This window comes from uncultured Tateyamaria sp. (assembly GCF_947494755.1).
In the GTDB taxonomy this organism is placed as follows: Bacteria; Pseudomonadota; Alphaproteobacteria; order Rhodobacterales; family Rhodobacteraceae; genus Tateyamaria.
The window spans coordinates 17174-35293 of sequence record NZ_CANLVZ010000013.1 but is presented as its reverse complement, the minus strand read 5'-3'; the positions used below and the strand labels follow the sequence as shown (position 1 = coordinate 35293).

The 18120-nt window shown below is 59.9% G+C and carries 22 protein-coding genes; 7 read left to right on the top strand and 15 right to left on the bottom strand.

Annotation, left to right across the window (positions count from 1 at the left end; genetic code table 11):
• Positions 1-2 precede the first annotated feature (2 nt).
• Entirely contained in the window at positions 3-347 is a 345-nt protein-coding gene (locus tag Q0908_RS15420; protein WP_299286378.1) for a YbaB/EbfC family nucleoid-associated protein, read from the top strand.
• Positions 348-368: 21 nt separating this feature from the next.
• Here Q0908_RS15420 and Q0908_RS15415 read toward each other — a convergent pair whose 3' ends face one another.
• Positions 369-998, bottom strand: a complete 630-nt coding sequence (locus Q0908_RS15415) for a hypothetical protein (RefSeq protein ID WP_299286375.1) — start codon at positions 996-998, stop codon at positions 369-371.
• Between the two features lie 105 nt (positions 999-1103).
• Between Q0908_RS15415 and recR the strand changes: the two genes are divergently transcribed.
• Positions 1104-1697, top strand: a complete 594-nt coding sequence (gene recR / locus Q0908_RS15410) for a recombination mediator RecR (protein ID WP_299286372.1) — start codon at positions 1104-1106, stop codon at positions 1695-1697.
• A 4-nt stretch (positions 1698-1701) separates the two neighbouring features.
• Here recR and ltaE read toward each other — a convergent pair whose 3' ends face one another.
• On the bottom strand, positions 1702-2736 hold the full coding sequence (gene ltaE / locus Q0908_RS15405; protein ID WP_299286369.1) for a low-specificity L-threonine aldolase: 1035 nt from the start codon (positions 2734-2736) through the stop codon (positions 1702-1704).
• A 77-nt stretch (positions 2737-2813) separates the two neighbouring features.
• Positions 2814-3575, bottom strand: a complete 762-nt coding sequence (locus Q0908_RS15400) for a DUF1013 domain-containing protein (RefSeq protein ID WP_299286366.1) — start codon at positions 3573-3575, stop codon at positions 2814-2816.
• A gap of 126 nt (positions 3576-3701) precedes the next feature.
• On the opposite strand from Q0908_RS15400, the gene Q0908_RS15395 reads away from it, so the two are divergent.
• The gene (locus Q0908_RS15395; protein WP_299286363.1) at positions 3702-4331 is read left to right on the top strand and encodes a ribonuclease T2; all 630 of its coding nucleotides are present in this window, start codon (positions 3702-3704) and stop codon (positions 4329-4331) included.
• Positions 4332-4622: 291 nt separating this feature from the next.
• Here the strand turns inward: Q0908_RS15395 and Q0908_RS15390 are convergent, their stop codons facing one another.
• Positions 4623-5612 carry an NAD(P)H-quinone oxidoreductase gene (locus tag Q0908_RS15390; RefSeq protein ID WP_299286361.1) on the bottom strand — a complete coding sequence of 330 codons (990 nt, stop codon included), beginning with the start codon at positions 5610-5612 and terminating at the stop codon, positions 4623-4625.
• Positions 5613-5763: 151 nt separating this feature from the next.
• Positions 5764-6459, bottom strand: a complete 696-nt coding sequence (locus Q0908_RS15385) for a COQ9 family protein (protein ID WP_299286358.1) — start codon at positions 6457-6459, stop codon at positions 5764-5766.
• A gap of 109 nt (positions 6460-6568) precedes the next feature.
• Between Q0908_RS15385 and rpsU the strand changes: the two genes are divergently transcribed.
• Positions 6569-6775, top strand: coding sequence for a 30S ribosomal protein S21 (rpsU, locus tag Q0908_RS15380; protein WP_007118112.1), 207 nt, complete (start codon positions 6569-6571; stop codon positions 6773-6775).
• An 86-nt stretch (positions 6776-6861) separates the two neighbouring features.
• Here rpsU and Q0908_RS15375 read toward each other — a convergent pair whose 3' ends face one another.
• From Q0908_RS15375 to mscL, 4 genes are all read right to left on the bottom strand, one after another.
• Positions 6862-8610 (bottom strand): methyl-accepting chemotaxis protein, encoded by a 1749-nt coding sequence (locus Q0908_RS15375; protein ID WP_299286353.1) that lies wholly within the window; start codon positions 8608-8610, stop codon positions 6862-6864.
• Positions 8607-8897, bottom strand: a complete 291-nt coding sequence (locus Q0908_RS15370) for a hypothetical protein (protein ID WP_299286350.1) — start codon at positions 8895-8897, stop codon at positions 8607-8609. Before Q0908_RS15370 ends, Q0908_RS15375 begins: the two co-directional genes overlap by 4 nt.
• 75 nt (positions 8898-8972) lie before the next feature.
• Positions 8973-9431 carry an Lrp/AsnC family transcriptional regulator gene (locus tag Q0908_RS15365; protein WP_299286347.1) on the bottom strand — a complete coding sequence of 153 codons (459 nt, stop codon included), beginning with the start codon at positions 9429-9431 and terminating at the stop codon, positions 8973-8975.
• A 220-nt stretch (positions 9432-9651) separates the two neighbouring features.
• On the bottom strand, positions 9652-10080 hold the full coding sequence (gene mscL / locus Q0908_RS15360) for a large conductance mechanosensitive channel protein MscL (protein WP_299286344.1): 429 nt from the start codon (positions 10078-10080) through the stop codon (positions 9652-9654).
• 149 nt (positions 10081-10229) lie between these two features.
• Here mscL and Q0908_RS15355 point away from each other — a divergent pair, with 149 nt between their 5' ends.
• Positions 10230-10925 carry a glutathione S-transferase N-terminal domain-containing protein gene (locus Q0908_RS15355; RefSeq protein WP_299286341.1) on the top strand — a complete coding sequence of 232 codons (696 nt, stop codon included), beginning with the start codon at positions 10230-10232 and terminating at the stop codon, positions 10923-10925.
• A gap of 50 nt (positions 10926-10975) precedes the next feature.
• Here Q0908_RS15355 and Q0908_RS15350 read toward each other — a convergent pair whose 3' ends face one another.
• The 5 genes from Q0908_RS15350 to Q0908_RS15330 all read right to left on the bottom strand — a co-directional run bounded on the left by Q0908_RS15350 (position 10976) and on the right by Q0908_RS15330 (position 16746).
• Positions 10976-12589 carry a GMC family oxidoreductase N-terminal domain-containing protein gene (locus Q0908_RS15350; protein WP_299286338.1) on the bottom strand — a complete coding sequence of 538 codons (1614 nt, stop codon included), beginning with the start codon at positions 12587-12589 and terminating at the stop codon, positions 10976-10978.
• A 113-nt stretch (positions 12590-12702) separates the two neighbouring features.
• Positions 12703-13149, bottom strand: coding sequence for a YtoQ family protein (locus tag Q0908_RS15345; protein ID WP_299286335.1), 447 nt, complete (start codon positions 13147-13149; stop codon positions 12703-12705).
• 15 nt (positions 13150-13164) lie between these two features.
• Positions 13165-15564 carry a phenylalanine--tRNA ligase subunit beta gene (pheT, locus tag Q0908_RS15340; protein ID WP_299286332.1) on the bottom strand — a complete coding sequence of 800 codons (2400 nt, stop codon included), beginning with the start codon at positions 15562-15564 and terminating at the stop codon, positions 13165-13167.
• 103 nt (positions 15565-15667) lie between these two features.
• Entirely contained in the window at positions 15668-16270 is a 603-nt protein-coding gene (locus Q0908_RS15335; RefSeq protein WP_299286329.1) for an OsmC family protein, read from the bottom strand.
• 35 nt (positions 16271-16305) lie between these two features.
• Positions 16306-16746 carry a MarR family transcriptional regulator gene (locus Q0908_RS15330; RefSeq protein ID WP_299286326.1) on the bottom strand — a complete coding sequence of 147 codons (441 nt, stop codon included), beginning with the start codon at positions 16744-16746 and terminating at the stop codon, positions 16306-16308.
• Between the two features lie 57 nt (positions 16747-16803).
• Here Q0908_RS15330 and Q0908_RS15325 point away from each other — a divergent pair, with 57 nt between their 5' ends.
• Positions 16804-17385, top strand: a complete 582-nt coding sequence (locus tag Q0908_RS15325; RefSeq protein ID WP_299286322.1) for a hypothetical protein — start codon at positions 16804-16806, stop codon at positions 17383-17385.
• Positions 17382-17777: a DoxX family protein gene (locus Q0908_RS15320; RefSeq protein ID WP_299286319.1), complete on the top strand. Its 396-nt coding sequence runs from the start codon at positions 17382-17384 to the stop codon at positions 17775-17777. Before Q0908_RS15325 ends, Q0908_RS15320 begins: the two co-directional genes overlap by 4 nt.
• Here Q0908_RS15320 and Q0908_RS15315 read toward each other — a convergent pair.
• Positions 17774-18085 (bottom strand): DUF1244 domain-containing protein, encoded by a 312-nt coding sequence (locus Q0908_RS15315; protein WP_299286316.1) that lies wholly within the window; start codon positions 18083-18085, stop codon positions 17774-17776. The two genes, Q0908_RS15320 and Q0908_RS15315, sit on opposite strands and share 4 nt — an antisense overlap.
• Positions 18086-18120 lie beyond the last annotated feature (35 nt).

Below are 18120 nucleotides of genomic sequence, written 5' to 3'. Positions count from 1 at the left end.
AAATGCTCAAAGGACTTGGCGGCCTTGGCGATATGGCCGGGATGATGAAAAAAGCGCAGGAAATGCAGACCAAGATGGCCGAGATGCAGGACGAATTGCACAGCATCTCGGTGACGGGCGAGTCGGGCGCGGGTCTGGTCAAAGCGACGGCAACGGCCAAGGGAGAGTTAACCGCACTTGATATCGATCCGTCGATCTTCAACGGAGACGACAAGGAAGTGGTTGAAGATCTGATCCTGGCGGCGATCAAGGACGCGCAGGTGAAAGCCTCCGAACGCGCGCAGGAAGAGATGAGCAAGCTGACCGAAGGGATGGGCCTGCCCGCCGGTATGAAGCTACCGTTCTAAACCCGACATTCAGGTACTCCGCTAGGACTTGCGCGACGGCCGCACGACTGTCGGCGGCATCAGCCCATCCATGAGCAGATCCGGCGTTGGTGTCGACTGCCCCGCACGTTGGGTGCGCCGAATGATCACGACCGTGCTTAGGAACGTCACATAGAGGGCAAACGTGATGCTCAGCCGATTGAGCCCTTCGCGAAATGTGAGTGCTGTGCCACTGCCCTCGTTCGCGCGGCGCGCACCACTTTCCACGCCCTTCGCTGGCTCGGTTCCTGCAATGCTGGAATTGCCATCTTCGCAGCCCTCGCGCATAGCGGTGACCAGACGTTCCGTATGCCGCATGTCAGCGGGCGACAATCGCACGCCATTGCCTTTGGCCAGCGCGGCAGACACCGCCAGGACAGCATTCACCGACCGCATGTTCGCCCGGCTGAGTTCACCGGGCAGTGTCGTGCGCACCACCGCCGGATCGAGGCGGCTTAACCCAAGGCGCAACCGGTTGCGTTGATGAATTGCCACCTCTGCCCCGCTGAGGCGCACATCATTCAGCGTCTTGACCAACACCTGGATGCCCGGCGGATACGCACAAGCCAGCGTAGGACCCGACACCATCATCGCACAGACCCATAGATAGCCAATGAACACAATCCGACGCATCAAAACCTCACTTTTACAGCGTGACAGACAAAGCCTAGCGAGCGATGGTTAAAAGCCCATGAACGCCCTTCCTGTTCGACCCAAACCGCAATAGATTGTGCCCGCATGAGCAGTACACGCGATATCGACGCCCTGATCGAGATGATGGCAAAGCTGCCGGGCCTTGGGCCACGTTCAGCCCGGCGCGCGGTACTGCATATGATCCGCAAGCGCGCGCTGTTGCTGACCCCGCTGGCCGACACGATGCAAACCGTCGCCGTGACCGCGCGCGAGTGCCTCAACTGCGGCAATGTCGGCACTGCGGATGTGTGCGATATCTGCACCTCGCCCAAGCGGGAAAACGGCGAAATATGCGTGGTTGAGGATGTGGCCGACCTCTGGGCGATGGAGCGGGCTGGCGGGTTCAAGGGACGCTATCATGTGCTGGGCGGGACACTGTCCGCCTTGGACGCCATCGGCCCGGACGATCTGCGCATCCCCCGCCTGATGGACCGGGTGGCCACCGAAGAGATCACCGAGGTGATCCTCGCCTTGAACGCCACGATCGACGGGCAGACCACCGCGCATTACATCGCCGACCAGTTGGAGGGACGGGTGACGCTGACCTCTCTGGCGCAAGGCGTGCCGATCGGGGGCGAGTTGGACTATCTCGATGATGGGACAATCAGCGCCGCACTCAAAGCGCGCAAAGCGATCTGAAGGCTCAGGCCAACGCCCGCTCAAACCCCGAAATCGCGGTCTCCAACCCCTCATCGGTCACATCCTTGTGCAACACCAGACGGGTTGTCCCCAAGGCACCGCTCAGGCGGACACCCGAAGCTGCGAGACGGGAAATGATCTGCGGTGTGATCCCATTCTTGGGTGTGAAGAACACCATATTGGTCGCTTGCGTGACATCGCCGTAAGCCGACAATGCCTGCCCCAGACGGGCGGCCCGCTGGCGATCTTCGGTCAGGCGATCCACGTTGTGCCGCAACGCATGAAGGCCCGCAGCCGCGAGAATGCCAGATTGGCGTGTGCCGCCGCCCAGCATTTTGCGCCAGCGCCGCGCACGCGCGATCAGGTCACGCTGCCCCACCAGAACCGAACCAACCGGCGCGCCCAGCCCTTTGGATAGGCAAATCGAAACGGTATCGAAAATGCCGGCAAGGTCGGTCTCTGTACAGCCCAAAACCTCGGCCGCATTGAAAAACCGCGCACCGTCCAGATGGACCGACAAACCCGCAGCACGTGCAGCATCCGCCGCCTGCTGGCACCGCGCCAGCGAGACAGCGTGACCGTTATGGGTGTTTTCAAGACCAAGCAGACGGGTGATTGCATGATGCGGATCGTCATCTTTGACGGCGGCTGTGATCGCGTCGGGTTCCAATGCGCCATCGCGCGCCACATCCAGCGGATCAAGAGCAACACCGCCCAACACGGATGCGCCTGCCGCCTCGTATTTGTAGATGTGATAGCCGCGCCCGGTGATGATTTCGTCGCCACGCTGGCAATGGGCGAGCATGCCGACCAGGTTGCTTTGCGTGCCAGAGGTCAGAAACAAACCGGCCTCCTTGCCCAAGCGCTCGGCCAACTCAGCCTCAAGCCGATTAACGGTTGCATCCTCTCCGTACACGTCATCCCCCACCTCGGCGTCAGCCATGGCCGCGCGCATGGCTGCATCAGGGGCCGTGACAGTGTCGCTGCGCAAATCCGCGATGATGTCGGTGGTCAACTGGGTGGATGCATATTGGGTCATCAGAATCCCTCGGGCAAAAAAATGGGCGCAGCTCAGAAGAAAGCGCGCCCATCTGGTCGGTTCAAATGGTGCGACGCTTAGGGCTGTTCGTCTTCATCCTTGCCGCCATCTTTGGGCAGGTTGAACAGGCTGTCAGCATCCACCAAGGTAGACTTGTCGTCCTCATCCTCATCGGCATCGGTATCCATCGACAGCGAGAACGTCTCGAGACCTTCGATGGCGGTCGGGATTTTGGGTTCCGCTTCCATACCAAGGCTTTGTTCGGTGCTGACCAGCTTGCGGCGTTCATCATCAGACATGACCACACCATCGGCGGCCTTCTTGGCGGCGGCCTTTTGAACGGCGGCATCCAGTTCAGACTGCTTTGTCAGGCCCAAAGCGACCGGATCGACGGGCTGGATGTTCGAGATGTTCCAATGCGAGCGATCCCGAATCGACTGGATGGTCGGTTTGGTGGTGCCGACCAGTTTCGAAATCTGCCCATCGGTCAGTTCGGGGTGAAATTTAACCAGCCAGTAGATCGCAGCGGGGCGATCCTGACGCTTGGACAGAGGGGTATACCGGGGCCCGCGACGCTTTTCCTCGCCGACGGCGGCGGCGTTGTATTTCAGCGCCAGCTTGTGCAGCGGGTTCTGTTCAGCCGCGTCAATTTCGTCCTGCGTGAGCTGATTGTTGGCAATAGGATCAAAGCCTTTGACACCTGCGGCCACATCGCCGTCAGCAATGCCCTGCACTTCCAGCTCGTGCATTTCCACAAAGTCAGCGATCTGCTTGAAGCTGAGAGTTGTGTTGTCCACCAGCCAGACGGCGGTGGCCTTGGCCATGATCGGTTTTGCCATTGTCATGCTCCTTCGCGCATATCTGTCCCGTCGCCTGAAATCGGCGGCCTTGGGGCCCAAGGCGGGTTTCCGTTGTAGGGGAACTTGGGCGGGATATAAGGGGTGAGGTCGAAAAAGGAAAGCCTTATGCGTGCTGTGGTGATCTGGATATTGCTGGCGATGCCCGCCTGGGCCGAAGGGGAGCGGTCGGGGGTATTCGACTACTACGTGCTAAGCCTCAGCTGGTCGCCCAACTGGTGCGCCTATGAGGGTGACGCACGTGGGTCGGACCAATGTGACGCGCGCCACGATCACGGCTGGATCATGCACGGGCTGTGGCCACAATTTCATCGCGGCTACCCGTCTTATTGTCCGACATCGGAACGCCCGCCCTCGCGTGGAATGACCGCCGAGATGGCAGATATCATGGGCACATCTGGTCTCGCATGGCACCAATGGAAAAAACACGGGGTCTGTTCGGGCCTGTCGGCAGCGGACTATTACGCCGTCTCGCGCGATGCCTACGCGCGGGTCGTGCGACCACCAGTGTTTCGTAAGCTGGGGGACACAGTGAGACTGCCCGCATCTGTGGTGCAAGATGCGTTCTTGCAATCCAACCCCACCATGGAGCCCGACGGTATCACGATCACCTGCCGCGAGGGGCACATTCAGGAAGCCCGGATTTGCCTGTCCCGCGACCTTGAACCGGTCCCCTGCGGACAGGATGTTGTTCGCGATTGCACACTGCAAAATGCGTTATTTGCGCCCGTCCGATAGGCCCGAGCAATCTATCTGCATGACGAATCCACCAAAGCTGGGGTCCGCGCGAATCGAACCGTCCGGATGCCTCCGGCAGCGGTATTTTCGGTCAAAAGAAATAAAAACGCCCGCGCCACTCACCCTGTGAGCACCGCAGGCGCTATACAAGCATTGCTTCTTCTGACACGGCCAACGGCTCCGCAGCCTGTACCGTGTGCTGATATCAGCACCTCAGAATTAACTTGGCGTTTCTTCTGGTCGGAATTACCGCGGGGGTGAGGCCAAAGACCGAGGGGACTGGCCCCCTCTTCAACCGCCAGCCACCTCTAGTACGATCTTACCAATGTGATCCGAGCTTTCCATCCGCTCATGTGCCGCTGTGGCGTCGCTCAAGGAGAACTCGGAGTCCATAATCGGCGCAATTCGTCCCGCCGCAAGCAAAGGCCACACGGCTTCGCGTAGATCCTGCGCAATCCGCGCCTTGGCCAGATCGCTTTGCGGCCGCAGCGTGCTGCCCGTCAGGGTCAAGCGGCGCGTCATCATCTGCACCATGTTCAACTCGACTTTGGGCCCCTCAAGAAAGGCGATCTGAACAAGGCGGCCATCATCCGCAAGGGCGCTCAGGTTGCGCTGGATATAGGGCCCGCCGACCATATCCAAGATCAGATCAGCGCCACCTTGTGCCTTCAGAATCTCGACGAAATCCGCGTCGCGATAGTTGATCGCAACTTCGGCACCAAGATCGCGGCAGGCTTGGCATTTTTTCTCGGAACCGGCCGTGGTGAAGACCCGTGCACCAAAGGCATGGGCAAGCTGGATGGCCGTTGTTCCGATGCCGCTGGACCCGCCATGGACCAGGAACCGCTCTCCGCCTTTGAGGCCACCTCGTGTGAAAACATTGGACCACACCGTGAAATAGTTTTCGGGCAGGCAGGCCGCGTCCCTCAAGCTCATCCCCTCTGGGATCGGCAAACAATGCGCGGCGGGCGTTGCGACATATTCCGCATAGCCACCTCCGGGCAGCAGCGCGCAAACATGGTCGCCGACAGCCAAACCGCTGACGCCCGCACCGATGGCCACAATCTTGCCAGACGCCTCCAGCCCCGGCAGGTCACTTGCGGTCGGGGGCGGATTGTAAAGACCGGCGCGTTGCAGCGCATCCGGTCGGTTCACGCCCGCCCATGCAACCTGGATGACGACCTGGCCATGCCCGGCCTCGGGTCGTGGACGATCCACAACGCGCAGCACATCGGGGCCGCCTGGTTTGGTGATCTCAATCGCATTCATCAGCTCGGTCATCGGCATCTGCTCCCTTTGGGACAGCGTATCGTCTTTGGGCTGGAAAATGGAAGACATACGGCTTGCTGTGCGCAGACGACCGACTTGGTGCCGCAGCCATTGGCGTCGCTGTCGGCACCTCGCGGTCCGCGCCACACATCTCGAAACACGTCTATTTGCTGCGCGAGGACCAGCTTCCGGGCATGTCCGGGGGCGTCATGTGCTGAGGGGCCTTGATCTGGCCAAGCAACCAGTTTGGGCCGGACAACAAACTGCTCAGCACCTTGTTGTCGCGGATTTGCGCTTTGACCTTTTCGATCTGCATCACATCGTCGATTCGGCGGTCCAGAAACGCCCAGGTCGCTTGGTTGTCGGCACTATCATCGCCCAGCCAATACAGAACCGTGGTGCTGTAGACGCCAGCCAAGGTGGCGCGTTTTGTATACCAATTCACATCCTTGGACGTGTCGCCCAACGTGTTCCAGATCAAATCCGACGTGCCCCAGATGGCCTTGGCCCCATCCGCCGCATAGGTCGGCAGGGCGAACAGCGTTGTGCCACGGCGCACGGCCTCCTTGTCACTGACGGCTTCGATCCGCGCGCGGACTGCGGCGGCCACCTTGTCGCGAAACCGGTCTGGCAGCGGATCCGCCTTGAGCCGGGCCACCATAGCCGCGTCTCCGCGCGCGTGATAGGCAAGCGCCAGATCGACCGCGCCGCGCGGACACACGGCACGGGCCATCGCCATGTCGATGTCCGCATCGCGGGCCGCTGCCTTGAGTGTCGCATCCGACCAGCCATCGAAGGGAACATGCAGCAAGGCCGCGTCCAGCAGCGTGTCTTTGGTGGTTTCATAGTCGCTCGACATGGGTGTGCTCCGACGCAAGGGGAATGCTGGACAAGGTAGGGCGTGCTTGCTATACGGCCACTTCCTGCAAATCCTTGCAACTCGAATCTAGAAAGGTGGTGACAACCACATGCAGGTTAGTGTTCGCGACAACAATGTCGATCAGGCTCTCCGGGCTCTGAAGAAAAAGCTCCAGCGCGAAGGCGTGTTCCGTGAAATGAAGCTCAAGCAACATTTCGAGAAACCGTCCGAGAAAAAAGCGCGCGAGAAAGCTGAAGCGATCCGCCGTGCCCGCAAGCTGGCACGCAAAAAAGCGCAACGCGAAGGTATGATGTAAGTTACCCTTTGTGGCTTTTTTCGAGAATAGTGATTCCCCGAGATGGCAACCTCTCGGGGTTTTTTTATGCGCCGATCAAAGGACGACTATGACGCAGCCGCATCCTGACGATGGTCATGGGCGGCCTCAAACGCAGTCGGTGCTGGGCGCACGGACGGTGCCAATTTGAACGCCTTGAGATTGGCGGCGATGGTTTCCATCCCGGAGGTCAACGCCTGACAGGCCGTTGTCGTTTCTTCAAACATCATGGCGTTTCGTTGGGCGACGGCGTCAAGCTCGGTCACAGACGTTTTGACCACACCAAGCCCGTCTGACTGTTTGAGCGCGGCTGCGGCGATATGATCGACGGATGTCGTCATATCCGCCACCGATTTCACGATCCCATCCAAGGCATCCCCGGCGTCTTTCACCAACACCACGCCGGCATTGACCTGCCGCCCGCTGCGTTGGGTCAATTCATTGATGCCCTGCGCCGCTTCGGTGGCGCGGCGTGACAGCGCGCGCACCTCCGACGCCACAACCGAAAACCCACGTCCGGCTTCACCGGCGCGCGCGGCCTCAACCCCAGCATTGAGGGCAAGCAGGTTTGTCTGAAATGCAATCGCATCCATGGCGGCATTGATTTCAGCAATCTCTCGGGAGGAGCTTTCAATCTCACTCATCGCGGTGATGACCTTGCGCACGATATCTCCACCCGCGATCGCGTCGCCTTTGACCGCCTCGGCGACTGCTGCGGTCGAGGTAGCATTTTCGGTCGAGTCGCGCACAACGGCGTGCAAATTGTCAACGGAGTGGCTTGTGGCATCCAGGGAAGCAACCTGCCTTTCTGTCTGGCTTGCCAATTCATCGGCTGAACGGCTGACCGCGGCGACGCGCATCAACAGATCATTGGTGCTGTCAACAATTTGGGTCAGCACGGACGCGAGTTTGGAGATCGCACGGTTATAGTCTTTACGCAGTGGCTCGTAAGCGTGCGGAAATGGAGCATCCAGCGGGCTCGACAGGTCACCGCTTGCAATGCGTTCGAGCCCCCCACGCAAGGCTGTGACGACGTGGTCCTGTTCTTCCATGCGGGCACGCTGTGTTTCGGCGCTACGCTCCTCGGCTGCGCGTTTGGCCTGATCCGCCTCCTCCCGTGCCGCTTGTTCCTCATGCAAGACCTTCACCAATTCCTCGGCCTTGGCCTGCGCCTCTTGCGCGCGGCGTGCTTCGGCTTGGGCGTCCTGACGCGCTGCTTCGGCCACGTCACCCGCCTGTGACGCGCGCCGCGCCTGTGTTTCAGCGGTGCTCAATGCGCCCTGAACTTCTTCCGTCAGCTGCAGTCTGTTGGACACAGCCCAATACAACGCCCCCACCTGAAACCCGACAATGACGCCGTGAAACAAGACGCGTTTGACATTCTCGATCAAATCAAAGGACGGGAATACCAATTGGGGCAGAAAGACCCCGAGGGAAAGGTGGTGCAAGACTGTCGTCACCGCCGCCCACACAATCGCGCGCGTATCGACAAGGCCCACAAGCGTCGACATGGCAACAAAGAACAACATATGCGCATCGATCTGCCACCCGGACCCCGAAAATGCCGCGACAAGGCCGATGGCTTGGGCAACTGCGGCCTGACCGACCAACAGGCGATGATGTTTGTGTCGTCGTTTCAGCGACCAATAGGCGACCCCTGTGGCCCCCAAGGCAATCACCCCAGGCAGGACTGACTCCACGGGCAGTACCACCCCGAACACCGCAACGACGCACCCGATTCCAGCGCACCAGTACAAAATCCACTCAGCCGCCTGAAAGCGGGATTGATCCAGCGCGGACAGGACGTCAGTTTTCATAAGGCCACTCCACAAATCGTGGCCAATACTGCGCTGTTGGTGACCCAAATCGCGCCAGCGGCATAGGCTTTGGCATGTCCCTCGGGATCGGAGGATTGAACAAGAAAGGCCATTGGCGCGCGCACGGGTCCTATTTCATGCCCCTCCATCGCAGCCAGAATGGGTGCTGGATCCTGCCAAGGCGCGACAATGACCAGAGCCAAGCCCTCTTCAGGCTCTGGTGCGACAGCCAGTGCCGCCACCGGGCCTGACAGCACCAACGCCATCATCATGATCCAAATACGCATCGCGACACCTAAACAAACAAGAGTTGTGAGGCGTGCTACAGGACAGGTCTAAAAATTCTGCTAATTGCGGCTATCTCAGACCGGCAGCGCCGTTGTCTTGAACACCGTCCGCAGCGCAAAGCTCGATTGCATCTGCGCCACACCGGGCAAGCGCGCCAAATGCTGACGGTGAATGCGCGCGAAATCTTCGGTGCCTTCCGCAACGACCTTGAGGATGTAATCCGCGGTGCCCGCCATCAGATGACATTCCAACACATCCGGTATCCGCGACACCGCCTTTTCAAAGGCGTCCAGCACCTCATCCGCTTGACCCTGAAGGGTAATTTCCACAAACACGGTGGTCGGCACACCCATCTTGCGCGCGTCCAAAAGGGCGACGTAACCCCGGATATACCCCGACTCTTCAAGTCGTTGCACCCGGCGATGGCACGCAGACGGGGACAGGTTGGCAGCCTCGCTGAGATCCGCATTCGACATGCGTCCCCGCTTTTGCAGGGCGGCAAGGATACGACGATCAGTTGGATCAAGTGACATATACGCTCATTGTTTGCACGAGACTTTCCAATGACGCACAATATTCCGAAATTGGTATCGAAAGCGACCGTATTCTCGCTCTCGCGGTCACAGGGCTTTGACCTCAGCGGCACACGAGACCCGCCTGCTACGATCCTCCAGCAGCCCCATTTTCGAAACCGGGCAAAAAAAGGCGCCACCTCAATAAAGAAGCAGCACCTTTCACAATCTAACCAGTGACTTACTTCGCCAGGGAGTCCCGAATTTCCATCAGGATATCCAACTCGCTTGGACCAGTTTCCACCTCAGGGGCCACCTCGTCAGGCTTTTCAGCCGCCGCCTTGATCTTGTTCACACTGCGGACCAGCATAAACACAACGAACGCGATGATCAGGAAGTTGATCACAGCCATGACAAACGCGCCGTAAGCGAACACGGCAGCACCCGCCTCACGCGCCGCTTCAAGAGACGCGCCCTCAGGCACATCGCCAGACAGCACAAAATACATGTTAGTAAAGTCGATACCGCCTGTAAACAGACCGATGAAGGGGTTGATCAGGTCCGCCACCAGCGACGACACGATGGCCGTAAATGCCGCCCCGATGATGATACCGACGGCCATGTCCATGACATTGCCCTTGGCGATAAAGTCTTTGAATTCGTTTAGCATATCTTGTCCCTTGTTGGCTTAGTGCTGCGCGTTTTGTTGTTTTGGTGCGCAGATGAACACCTGTTAACACATGTTCTCACAGGTCCAAGGTTATTTTGACGGGGAAAATCGCTTATGTCCTACCCGTAGTTTACATGGAGATGCCCGATATGGCCGACCTCAGCGCCTTCCCGATCACCCGAAAATGGACGCCTCAAAACCCTGATATCCTGCAATTGTTTGCCTTCCCCACGCCCAACGGGGTCAAGGCATCCATCGCCCTCGAGGAGATGGAAATCCCCTATGAGGCACACCTCGTCACCCTCGCAGACGCGGATGTCAAAAGCCCCGAGTTCCTGTCGCTGAACCCCAACAACAAGATCCCGGCCATCATCGACCCGAATGGGCCGGACGGCCCCATCGGATTGTTTGAGTCCGGTGCAATCCTGATCTACCTCGCTGAGAAGTCAGGCAAACTGATGGGCAACACGGCGACCGAGCGCGCCAAGACGATCCAATGGCTCATGTTTCAGATGGGCGGATTGGGCCCAATGCTGGGACAGATGGGGTTCTTCGTGAAATTCGCAGGCAGCGAGTGGGAAGACAAGCGACCCCAGCAACGCTATGTTGACGAAGCCAAGCGGCTGCTCGGCGTGCTCGACACCGCGCTATCCGACAAGGACTGGATCACGGGTGCCTATTCCATCGCGGATATTGCGATCGCACCGTGGCTGAACGCGCTTAACTTCTACGAAGCCAAGGACATGGTGAACTGGGATGATCACAAGAACCTCGGGGCCTATCTGGACCGTTTCATGGCCCGGCCTGCGGTGACCAAAGGGATGAATACGCCACCCCGACCCTGACTTCCGTTCGCCAAAAATACCTGAAACACAACGATCAAGCGGCGCGCATCTTAAAGGTTTGGCGCGCCGCGCATCCCTGCACTGATCTTTTCAGCCATCATGATGGTTGGCGCGTTGGTGTTGCCCCCAACCAGACGCGGCATCAGCGATGCATCAACCACGCGCAAGCCCTCAACCCCATGAACACAGCCCGACGCATCGGTCACGGCCATGTCGTCTGTCCCCATACGGCAGGTCCCGACCGGGTGATATATTGTGTCCGAACGGCCGCGAATGTCGGCCTCAAGGCTGGCATCACTCCCGTCATGAGCGTATAGCTTCTTGCCCTTCCACGGGGCAAGCGCAGGCGCGTCCAGAATACGCTCCATCTCGCGCGCCCCTTTCATCAAGACGGCCAGATCGTGTGGATCAGACAGATATCCGGGATCGATCCGCGGCGGCGCAGCAGGGTCTGCCGATTGCAGACCAACCGAGCCACGGCTTTCAGGGCGCAACACACAGACGTGGCAGGAATACCCGAACTTGACGTGGATCTTGCGCATGTGTTGATCCACGATGCCGACGACGAAATGCAGTTGCAGGTCCGGGCGATCCAGACCCCGTTCGGATTTGATGAACCCGCCCGCCTCGGCCATGGGTGACGCAAACAGACCCGTGCCATCCTTGCGCCACCTCAACCCGGCCTTGCCCAAAGCCATCAGCCCCTTTGGGCCCAAACCCACGACATCATCGCGTTTGGAATGATAGCTGATGATGTAATCCAGATGGTCCTGAAGGTTTTGGCCCACACCGGGCAATTCTTTCACCGTCTCGACACCATGGGCCGCCAACTCATCACGTGGTCCGATCCCAGACAACAACAGCAGTTGTGGCGATCCGAACGCGCCCGCGGACAAGATGACCTCGTGGGCAGCCTCAACCAGTTTGACCTGGCCTTGATGTTTGACACGCACGCCAACGGCGCGTCCCGCCTCGACCTCGACCTTCTGCGCCATCGCGCGGGTCAAGACGGTCAAATTCGCCCGTGCACGGACAGCATCGGGCAGGTAGGCAGAGGCCGCAGAACATCGCTCACCCTTCGCATCGCCCTTATGATGCTGGGTCACCTGATAAAGGCCAATGCCCTCTTGGTCGGGCCCGTTGAAATCCGTGCTGACCGGGATCTGTGTCTGCGCCCCGGCCTCGACAAAGGCATGGGAGATCGGGCGCGGTTCGGACTGGTCCCTAACCTGCAAGGGGCCATCACTGCCGTGCAGATCATCCAAGCCCCGGGCGTTGCCTTCGGCGTGTTTAAACCAGGGCAGCACGGCGTTCCAGTCCCACCCGGTGGCTCCCAGATCTGCCCATTCATCATAGTCAGCAGGATGACCGCGCACATACAGCATCGCATTGATCGCGCTTGATCCCCCCAAGGTCTTGCCCCGCGGCTGAAAACCACGCCGCCCGTTCAGTTCGGGCTGCGGCTCGGTATGAAACGCCCAATTGTTGATCTTGGGACGGCCAGAGATCATGCCCGCGACCAGCGCAGGCGCACGGACGAAGATGTCGCGGCCCGATCCGCCCGCTTCAATCAGACAGACGCTGACAGCAGCATCCTCGCTCAGACGAGAGGCCATAACGCATCCGGCTGACCCGCCGCCCACAATCACATAGTCGAACTTCATGGCGCTCCTCCTGCACCAAGGCTAGGAGGACACCCCGCGCAACACAAGCGTGACCATGGGTCGGTGGGTGGGCGCATTTCGGGCCACCGGCCCGGAACAGTCCCGCCCGACGACTATCCTAGCAGCGCGCCGGTCAGCACATAGCGCAGGATCTCGACCACCTGCGCCGGTTCCCGCGCCACGGCCAGCGCCGCCGCATCAACCTCTTTCAACGCATGGGCGTGATCGGGCCCGTGCAGAATGATCAACGACTTGCCCAGTGCCGCAGCATAACCCGCATCAAAGGCCGCGTTCCACTGCTTGTACTGATCCCCAAAGCGGACCACGACCACATCTGCATCCGCAATCCCCCTGCGGGTCCGGATCGCGTTGACCATCGCGCCCTTGTGGTCGTGCCAATACTTGTTGTCCTCCGCCCCAAGAATCGCAACACCGCAATCATCGCTGGCACCGTGATCGGTCACGGGGGCGGAAAACTGAACATCCAGATCGTTGGCACCATCAACAATCTGCTCACGCCAATCGGTGTGAATTTCACCGGATAAATAGACTTTCAGCATCGACACTCTCCCTGATTATCCGCGCAAAGCACCACCAGTGGCCTTGGTCACCTTCTCCACGACCTTCGCGCCGACGGCCTCAATATCGGCATCCTTCAGCGTCCCATCCCGGGGCTGCAACCGCACGGTAATGGCCAGCGATTTCTTACCTTCGCCCAGACTGCCACCGACAAATTCGTCAAACACGCGCACGTCTTCGATAAGCGCCTTGTCGGCCCCCATGGCCGCATTGATCAGCGTAAGTGCCTCGACTTCGGTATCCACGACAAAGGCAAAGTCGCGCTCGACCGCCTGCAAATCGCTGATATCCAGCGCGCCCTTGTTGGCACCCGCCTTGCGGGGCAGCGGAATCTCGGCTGGCCACAGGGTAAAGGCCATCGCCGGTCCCTTGATGTCCATCGCCTCGGTCACGCGGGGGTGGAGTTCGCCGAACACGCCCAACACTTTCTTGGGGCCAAGGCAGATTTTGCCGTGACGGCCCGGATGCCACCACCCTTCGGCACCGCGCATGATCTGCACCTTGGCAGGTGCGCCCATTGCGGACAAAACCGCCTCGGCATCCGCCTTGACGTCATAGACATCGACCGCACGAGAAGCCCCGTGCACATCTTTCGGCCCCGTGCGCCCAACCAGCAGACCGGAAATCAGCAAATGCTGCTCGCCCGGCTCACCACCATGAAAGGCAGGGCCAACTTCGAACAGGGCCAGATCCATGAAACCCCGCGCCTGATTGCGCGCCGCCGCCTGTAGCAGCCCCGGCAGCAAGGCCGGTCGCATATGGCTCATATCCGACGAAATCGGGTTTTCCAGCTTGGTTGCAGCGTCACCGCCACCAAACAGTGCTGCTGCCGCCTGATCAATGAAGCTGTAGGTCACACATTCGTTGTACCCCAGAGCCGCCGCCGTGCGCCGTGCGATCTGTTCGCGCCGCTGGATCGGGGTCATCACCGGCTTGGGCACACCGCTGGTCAAACGCGGCAAGGGGCGCCCCTGCAGTTTCGTCAGCGAGGCCACACGGGCGACTTCCTCGACCAGATCAGCCTCACCCATCACGTCGGGCCGCCAACTGGGTACGTGCGCCATGTCGCCCTCAAGGCGAAAGCCAAGGGCGGTCAGCGTCTGGCGCTGTTCGCTTTCGGGAATGTCCATACCCACGAGGCTTTGCACGCGAGCCGCATCCAGACGATAGGCGCGCGACGTGTCGGGGATCGCACCCGCCTGCACACGGCTCGACACCTCACCACCCGCATATTCGACGATCATTTCGCATGCCAGATCAAGACCTCCAGGCGTGAAGGCTGGGTCAATCCCGCGCTCGAACCGATAGCGCGCGTCCGAATTGATCTTGAGCGCGCGACCTGTATAGGCCGTGCGGACCGGGTCGAAGTAAGCGGCCTCCACAAAGACATTCACGGTGTCCATCGTACAGCCCGACGGCAGCCCGCCCATCACGCCACCGATGCTTTCGACGCCATTGGCACCCGAAATCAGAGTCATGTCGGGTTGGAATGTGTATTCTTTCTCATCCAGCCCAACGAGCGTCTCGCCCCCTTTGGCGCGGTGGATGCGCAAGGAGTCTCCAGCGATCTTGTCGGCGTCGAACACGTGCAGCGGACGGTTGCGGTCAAAAGTGAAGTAGTTGGTCACATCCACAAGGAACGAGATCGGACGCAACCCGATGGCGCGCAGGCGGTCCTGCAACCATGCGGGGCTGGGGCCGTTTGTGACGCCCCGGATGACGCGACCAAAGAACACCGGGCACTGATCAAGCGTGTCCTCGTCGATGCTGACACTCACCGGGCATGGGAATGCCCCCTCAAGCGACGGTTCGGGTGCCGGTTTCATCGTGCCGACACCGCGCGCCGCCAGATCCAAGGCGATGCCGCGCACGCCCAAGGCGTCAGGACGGTTGGGGGTGATTGCAATCTCGATCACCGGGTCGACCTTGGCCGGATCGTTCTGCGCCAGCCAGTCCACGAACCGGTCTCCGACCTCGCCTGAGGGCAGTTCGATGATGCCGTCATGTTCTTCGGACAGTTCCATCTCGCGCTCGGAGGCCATCATGCCAAAGCTTTCGATGCCGCGAATTTTGCCCACGCCAATGGTGGTGTCGATGCCGGGCACATACACGCCCGGTTTGGCAACAACGACGGTGATCCCTTCGCGCGCGTTCGGGGCACCGCAGATGATCTGCTTCATGCCCTCGTCCGTGTCGACCTGACACACCCTTAGCCGATCCGCATCGGGATGTTTTTCAGCGCTGACAACCTTGCCAATAGTGAAATCGGCCAGTTTGGCACCACGATCCTCGACCTTTTCAACCTCAAGGCCCAGATCGGTCAGCGCGTAGGTGATCTCGTCCACGGATGCGGTGGTGTCGAGGTGCTGTTTGAGCCAGCTGAGTGTGAATTTCATGCCTTCACCTTTTCGCGCTTTGGTCTTGGGTTTGAGTGTCGGCCTGCAATGGCAAAGATCGCGCAGAGGTGCAAGCCGGGCGGAGGACACCTCTGCCTTACATTCAGGGGGCACCATTGCCGGAGCGGTTCACGGTTTCGTCCCCGTTTTGCACCAGCCGCGTGGACCACGGGATCGGGTTGCGCAGGGCGAAATGCGCCATGCAGGCCCCTTCAGCCTCGTCCAACAACTCTTGGATTTTCTCGCGTGGTTCAGGGCTGTCGATCAACACATGGGTCTCGACCAGCTCGGTTTGCCCTGTTGTTGCATGCCCCAATTCGCGCATATGCGACAGGTTCGTAGCAAAGCGCACCCGCTGCTCAAGGCGCAGCGACGTGATCTCGATCTTGCGGGCTGTGTAGATGTCGGTGAGGTGCGTCATCAGGCAAAACCCGATCCCGGCACAGAAATAGGCCAGCGGTGGCGGGGCCTGATCATCGCCCACTGGGGGCTGTTCGTCGCAGTAGAGTTTGAGCGGCGAAAAGCCGGGGATGTTGACCGACACGGTGCCGGTTTTTTGCTGTTTGGACTGCGCTTCGGCCACCAGATTGACCTCGAATTGCAAGGGCTGGGGTGGTTTGGCGCGCTTGAACGGGTCGGGTGTGAAGGCGGTTGGGGCAGCGACGTCAGGGTTGCGTTCGCCCACGCGGTAAGGGTTGTCAGACATCATCGATCCTTTTCGGTGATCATTGTCGCAATGTGTTACTGGTCATCGAGCGCCTCTCCAATCCGCCGAAAGGCCGAGGCAAAGGCAGCGGTTTCGCCCGGCTCAAGCACGGACAGCATCGCGGCAGCGTTGCGTTTGTCCTGACGTTTGATCGCCGTCATCACATCGCGCCCCTCATCGGTGACCGACAGCACCTGCGCACGTCCGTCATCTGGGTCCGCTGCACGTTGCAGCAGCCCCCGCTTTTCGAGCGCCTTGACGGCTGTGGACAGGGTGGTTTTGGAGACGCCCAGCTTGGTGCCCATATGGGTTGGCCGCGTTGGCCCCTCATCCAGCATCCGCAGCATGTTGAAATAGAGCGGATTGAACGGCATTTTGCCTTCGGCGGGTTGGCCTTTGCGCCCTGCGACCAGCAACGCGCGGATCACCAGAGCGATGCCGCCTGCCAATTCTTCGATTTCTGCTTCTTTGACCATTGATACGTCCTGCGTACTATCTATATGGTACGTATAACGTACCAAAGAGATCCCATCATGCATCTTCTTGTCATCGCAGTTTTGTTTGTCCTTGCCAATTGCACCGCCGCGCCACCGGATGGCCCGCCCGCGTTCACCCACCCGCCCGCGGTCAGTACGCAAGGGGCTGTGGTGATTGAAACCACGGCCACCGTGCCATTGAGCCTGGCGGAGTTGCGCGCCTTTCTGCAACGTGCGCCGCTGATCGATTTCCTGGAACCCGCTGACGGTTTGGCCCCGCCGGCCGAAGGCAAAGTGTTGGAGGGCGATTGGCCTCAGGCCGGCGCGGTGCGCTGGCTACGACTTGAGGATGGGCACTATGTGATTGAGCGGATTTTGCGGAATGAACCAGAGCGCTTTGAGTATCAGATCTGGGTTTTCACCAATGCTGCCGGTCGTGCGGTAGAGCAAATTGTAGGTGTCCAGACCTTTACAGAAGTGAGCGCGGGCGAGACCCGCTTTGACTGGACCTATAGCATCAAGCCCAAGAACGCTTTTGCGCGATGGATCGTAAATTCGAGGCGGGGTGCGTTTGATGCCTATCTGGGTGGGGCCATGGCGCGCATGGCGGCCGCTGCACGGGCGGAGGCTGAAGGATGAGCCGAGTGCAGGCGATCTGGGCGCTACACATTGGCCGCGCCGTTTTGGCGAGCCTGTTCATCCTGGCCGGCCTCAACAAGATTGGCGATCCGTCCGCAACCCTGGCGCAGATCGAGGCAGGCGGGTTGCCCTTTGCCAGCATCGTTCTGCCGCTGGTGATAGCACTTGAGCTGGGCGGTGGCCTTTGGGTGGCGTCAGGCCTGCGCGGCACGGGCCTGATCGCGCTGGGATTGGCGGGTTACACATTGCCGGTGAACGTCGTATTTCACCCGTTCTGGTCAGTACCGGCAGAAGATTTTCGCACAGAACTGTCATTGTTTTTCAAAAACATTGCAGTCATGGGCGGGTTAATCGCGATGGCCGGGGTGTCTGCCTTGCGTCGCGCGGGCTAGTTTTTGTCGACATTCTCGGCAAAGGTGGTCTTGAACGCCTCCTGCTGCGCGCCGCTCGCGTCGGTTTGAAAGTTCGTTTTCCATTCGGCCATGCTCATCCCGTAGAACGCCTCGCGCCCTTCGTCCTTGGTCATGTCGATCCCGCGTTCATTTGCAGCCTCCTGATACCAGCGGCCGAGGCAGTTCCGGCAAAAGCCGGTCAGGTCCATCATGTCGATATTTTGCACATCCGTGCGGTCCTGCATCAGGTGTTGACGCAAACGGCGGAAGGCTGCGGCTTCGAGTTCAAGCTGGGTTTGTGCGTCCATCGGTCTGGTTCCTATGTTATGTCGGACTGGGGCGC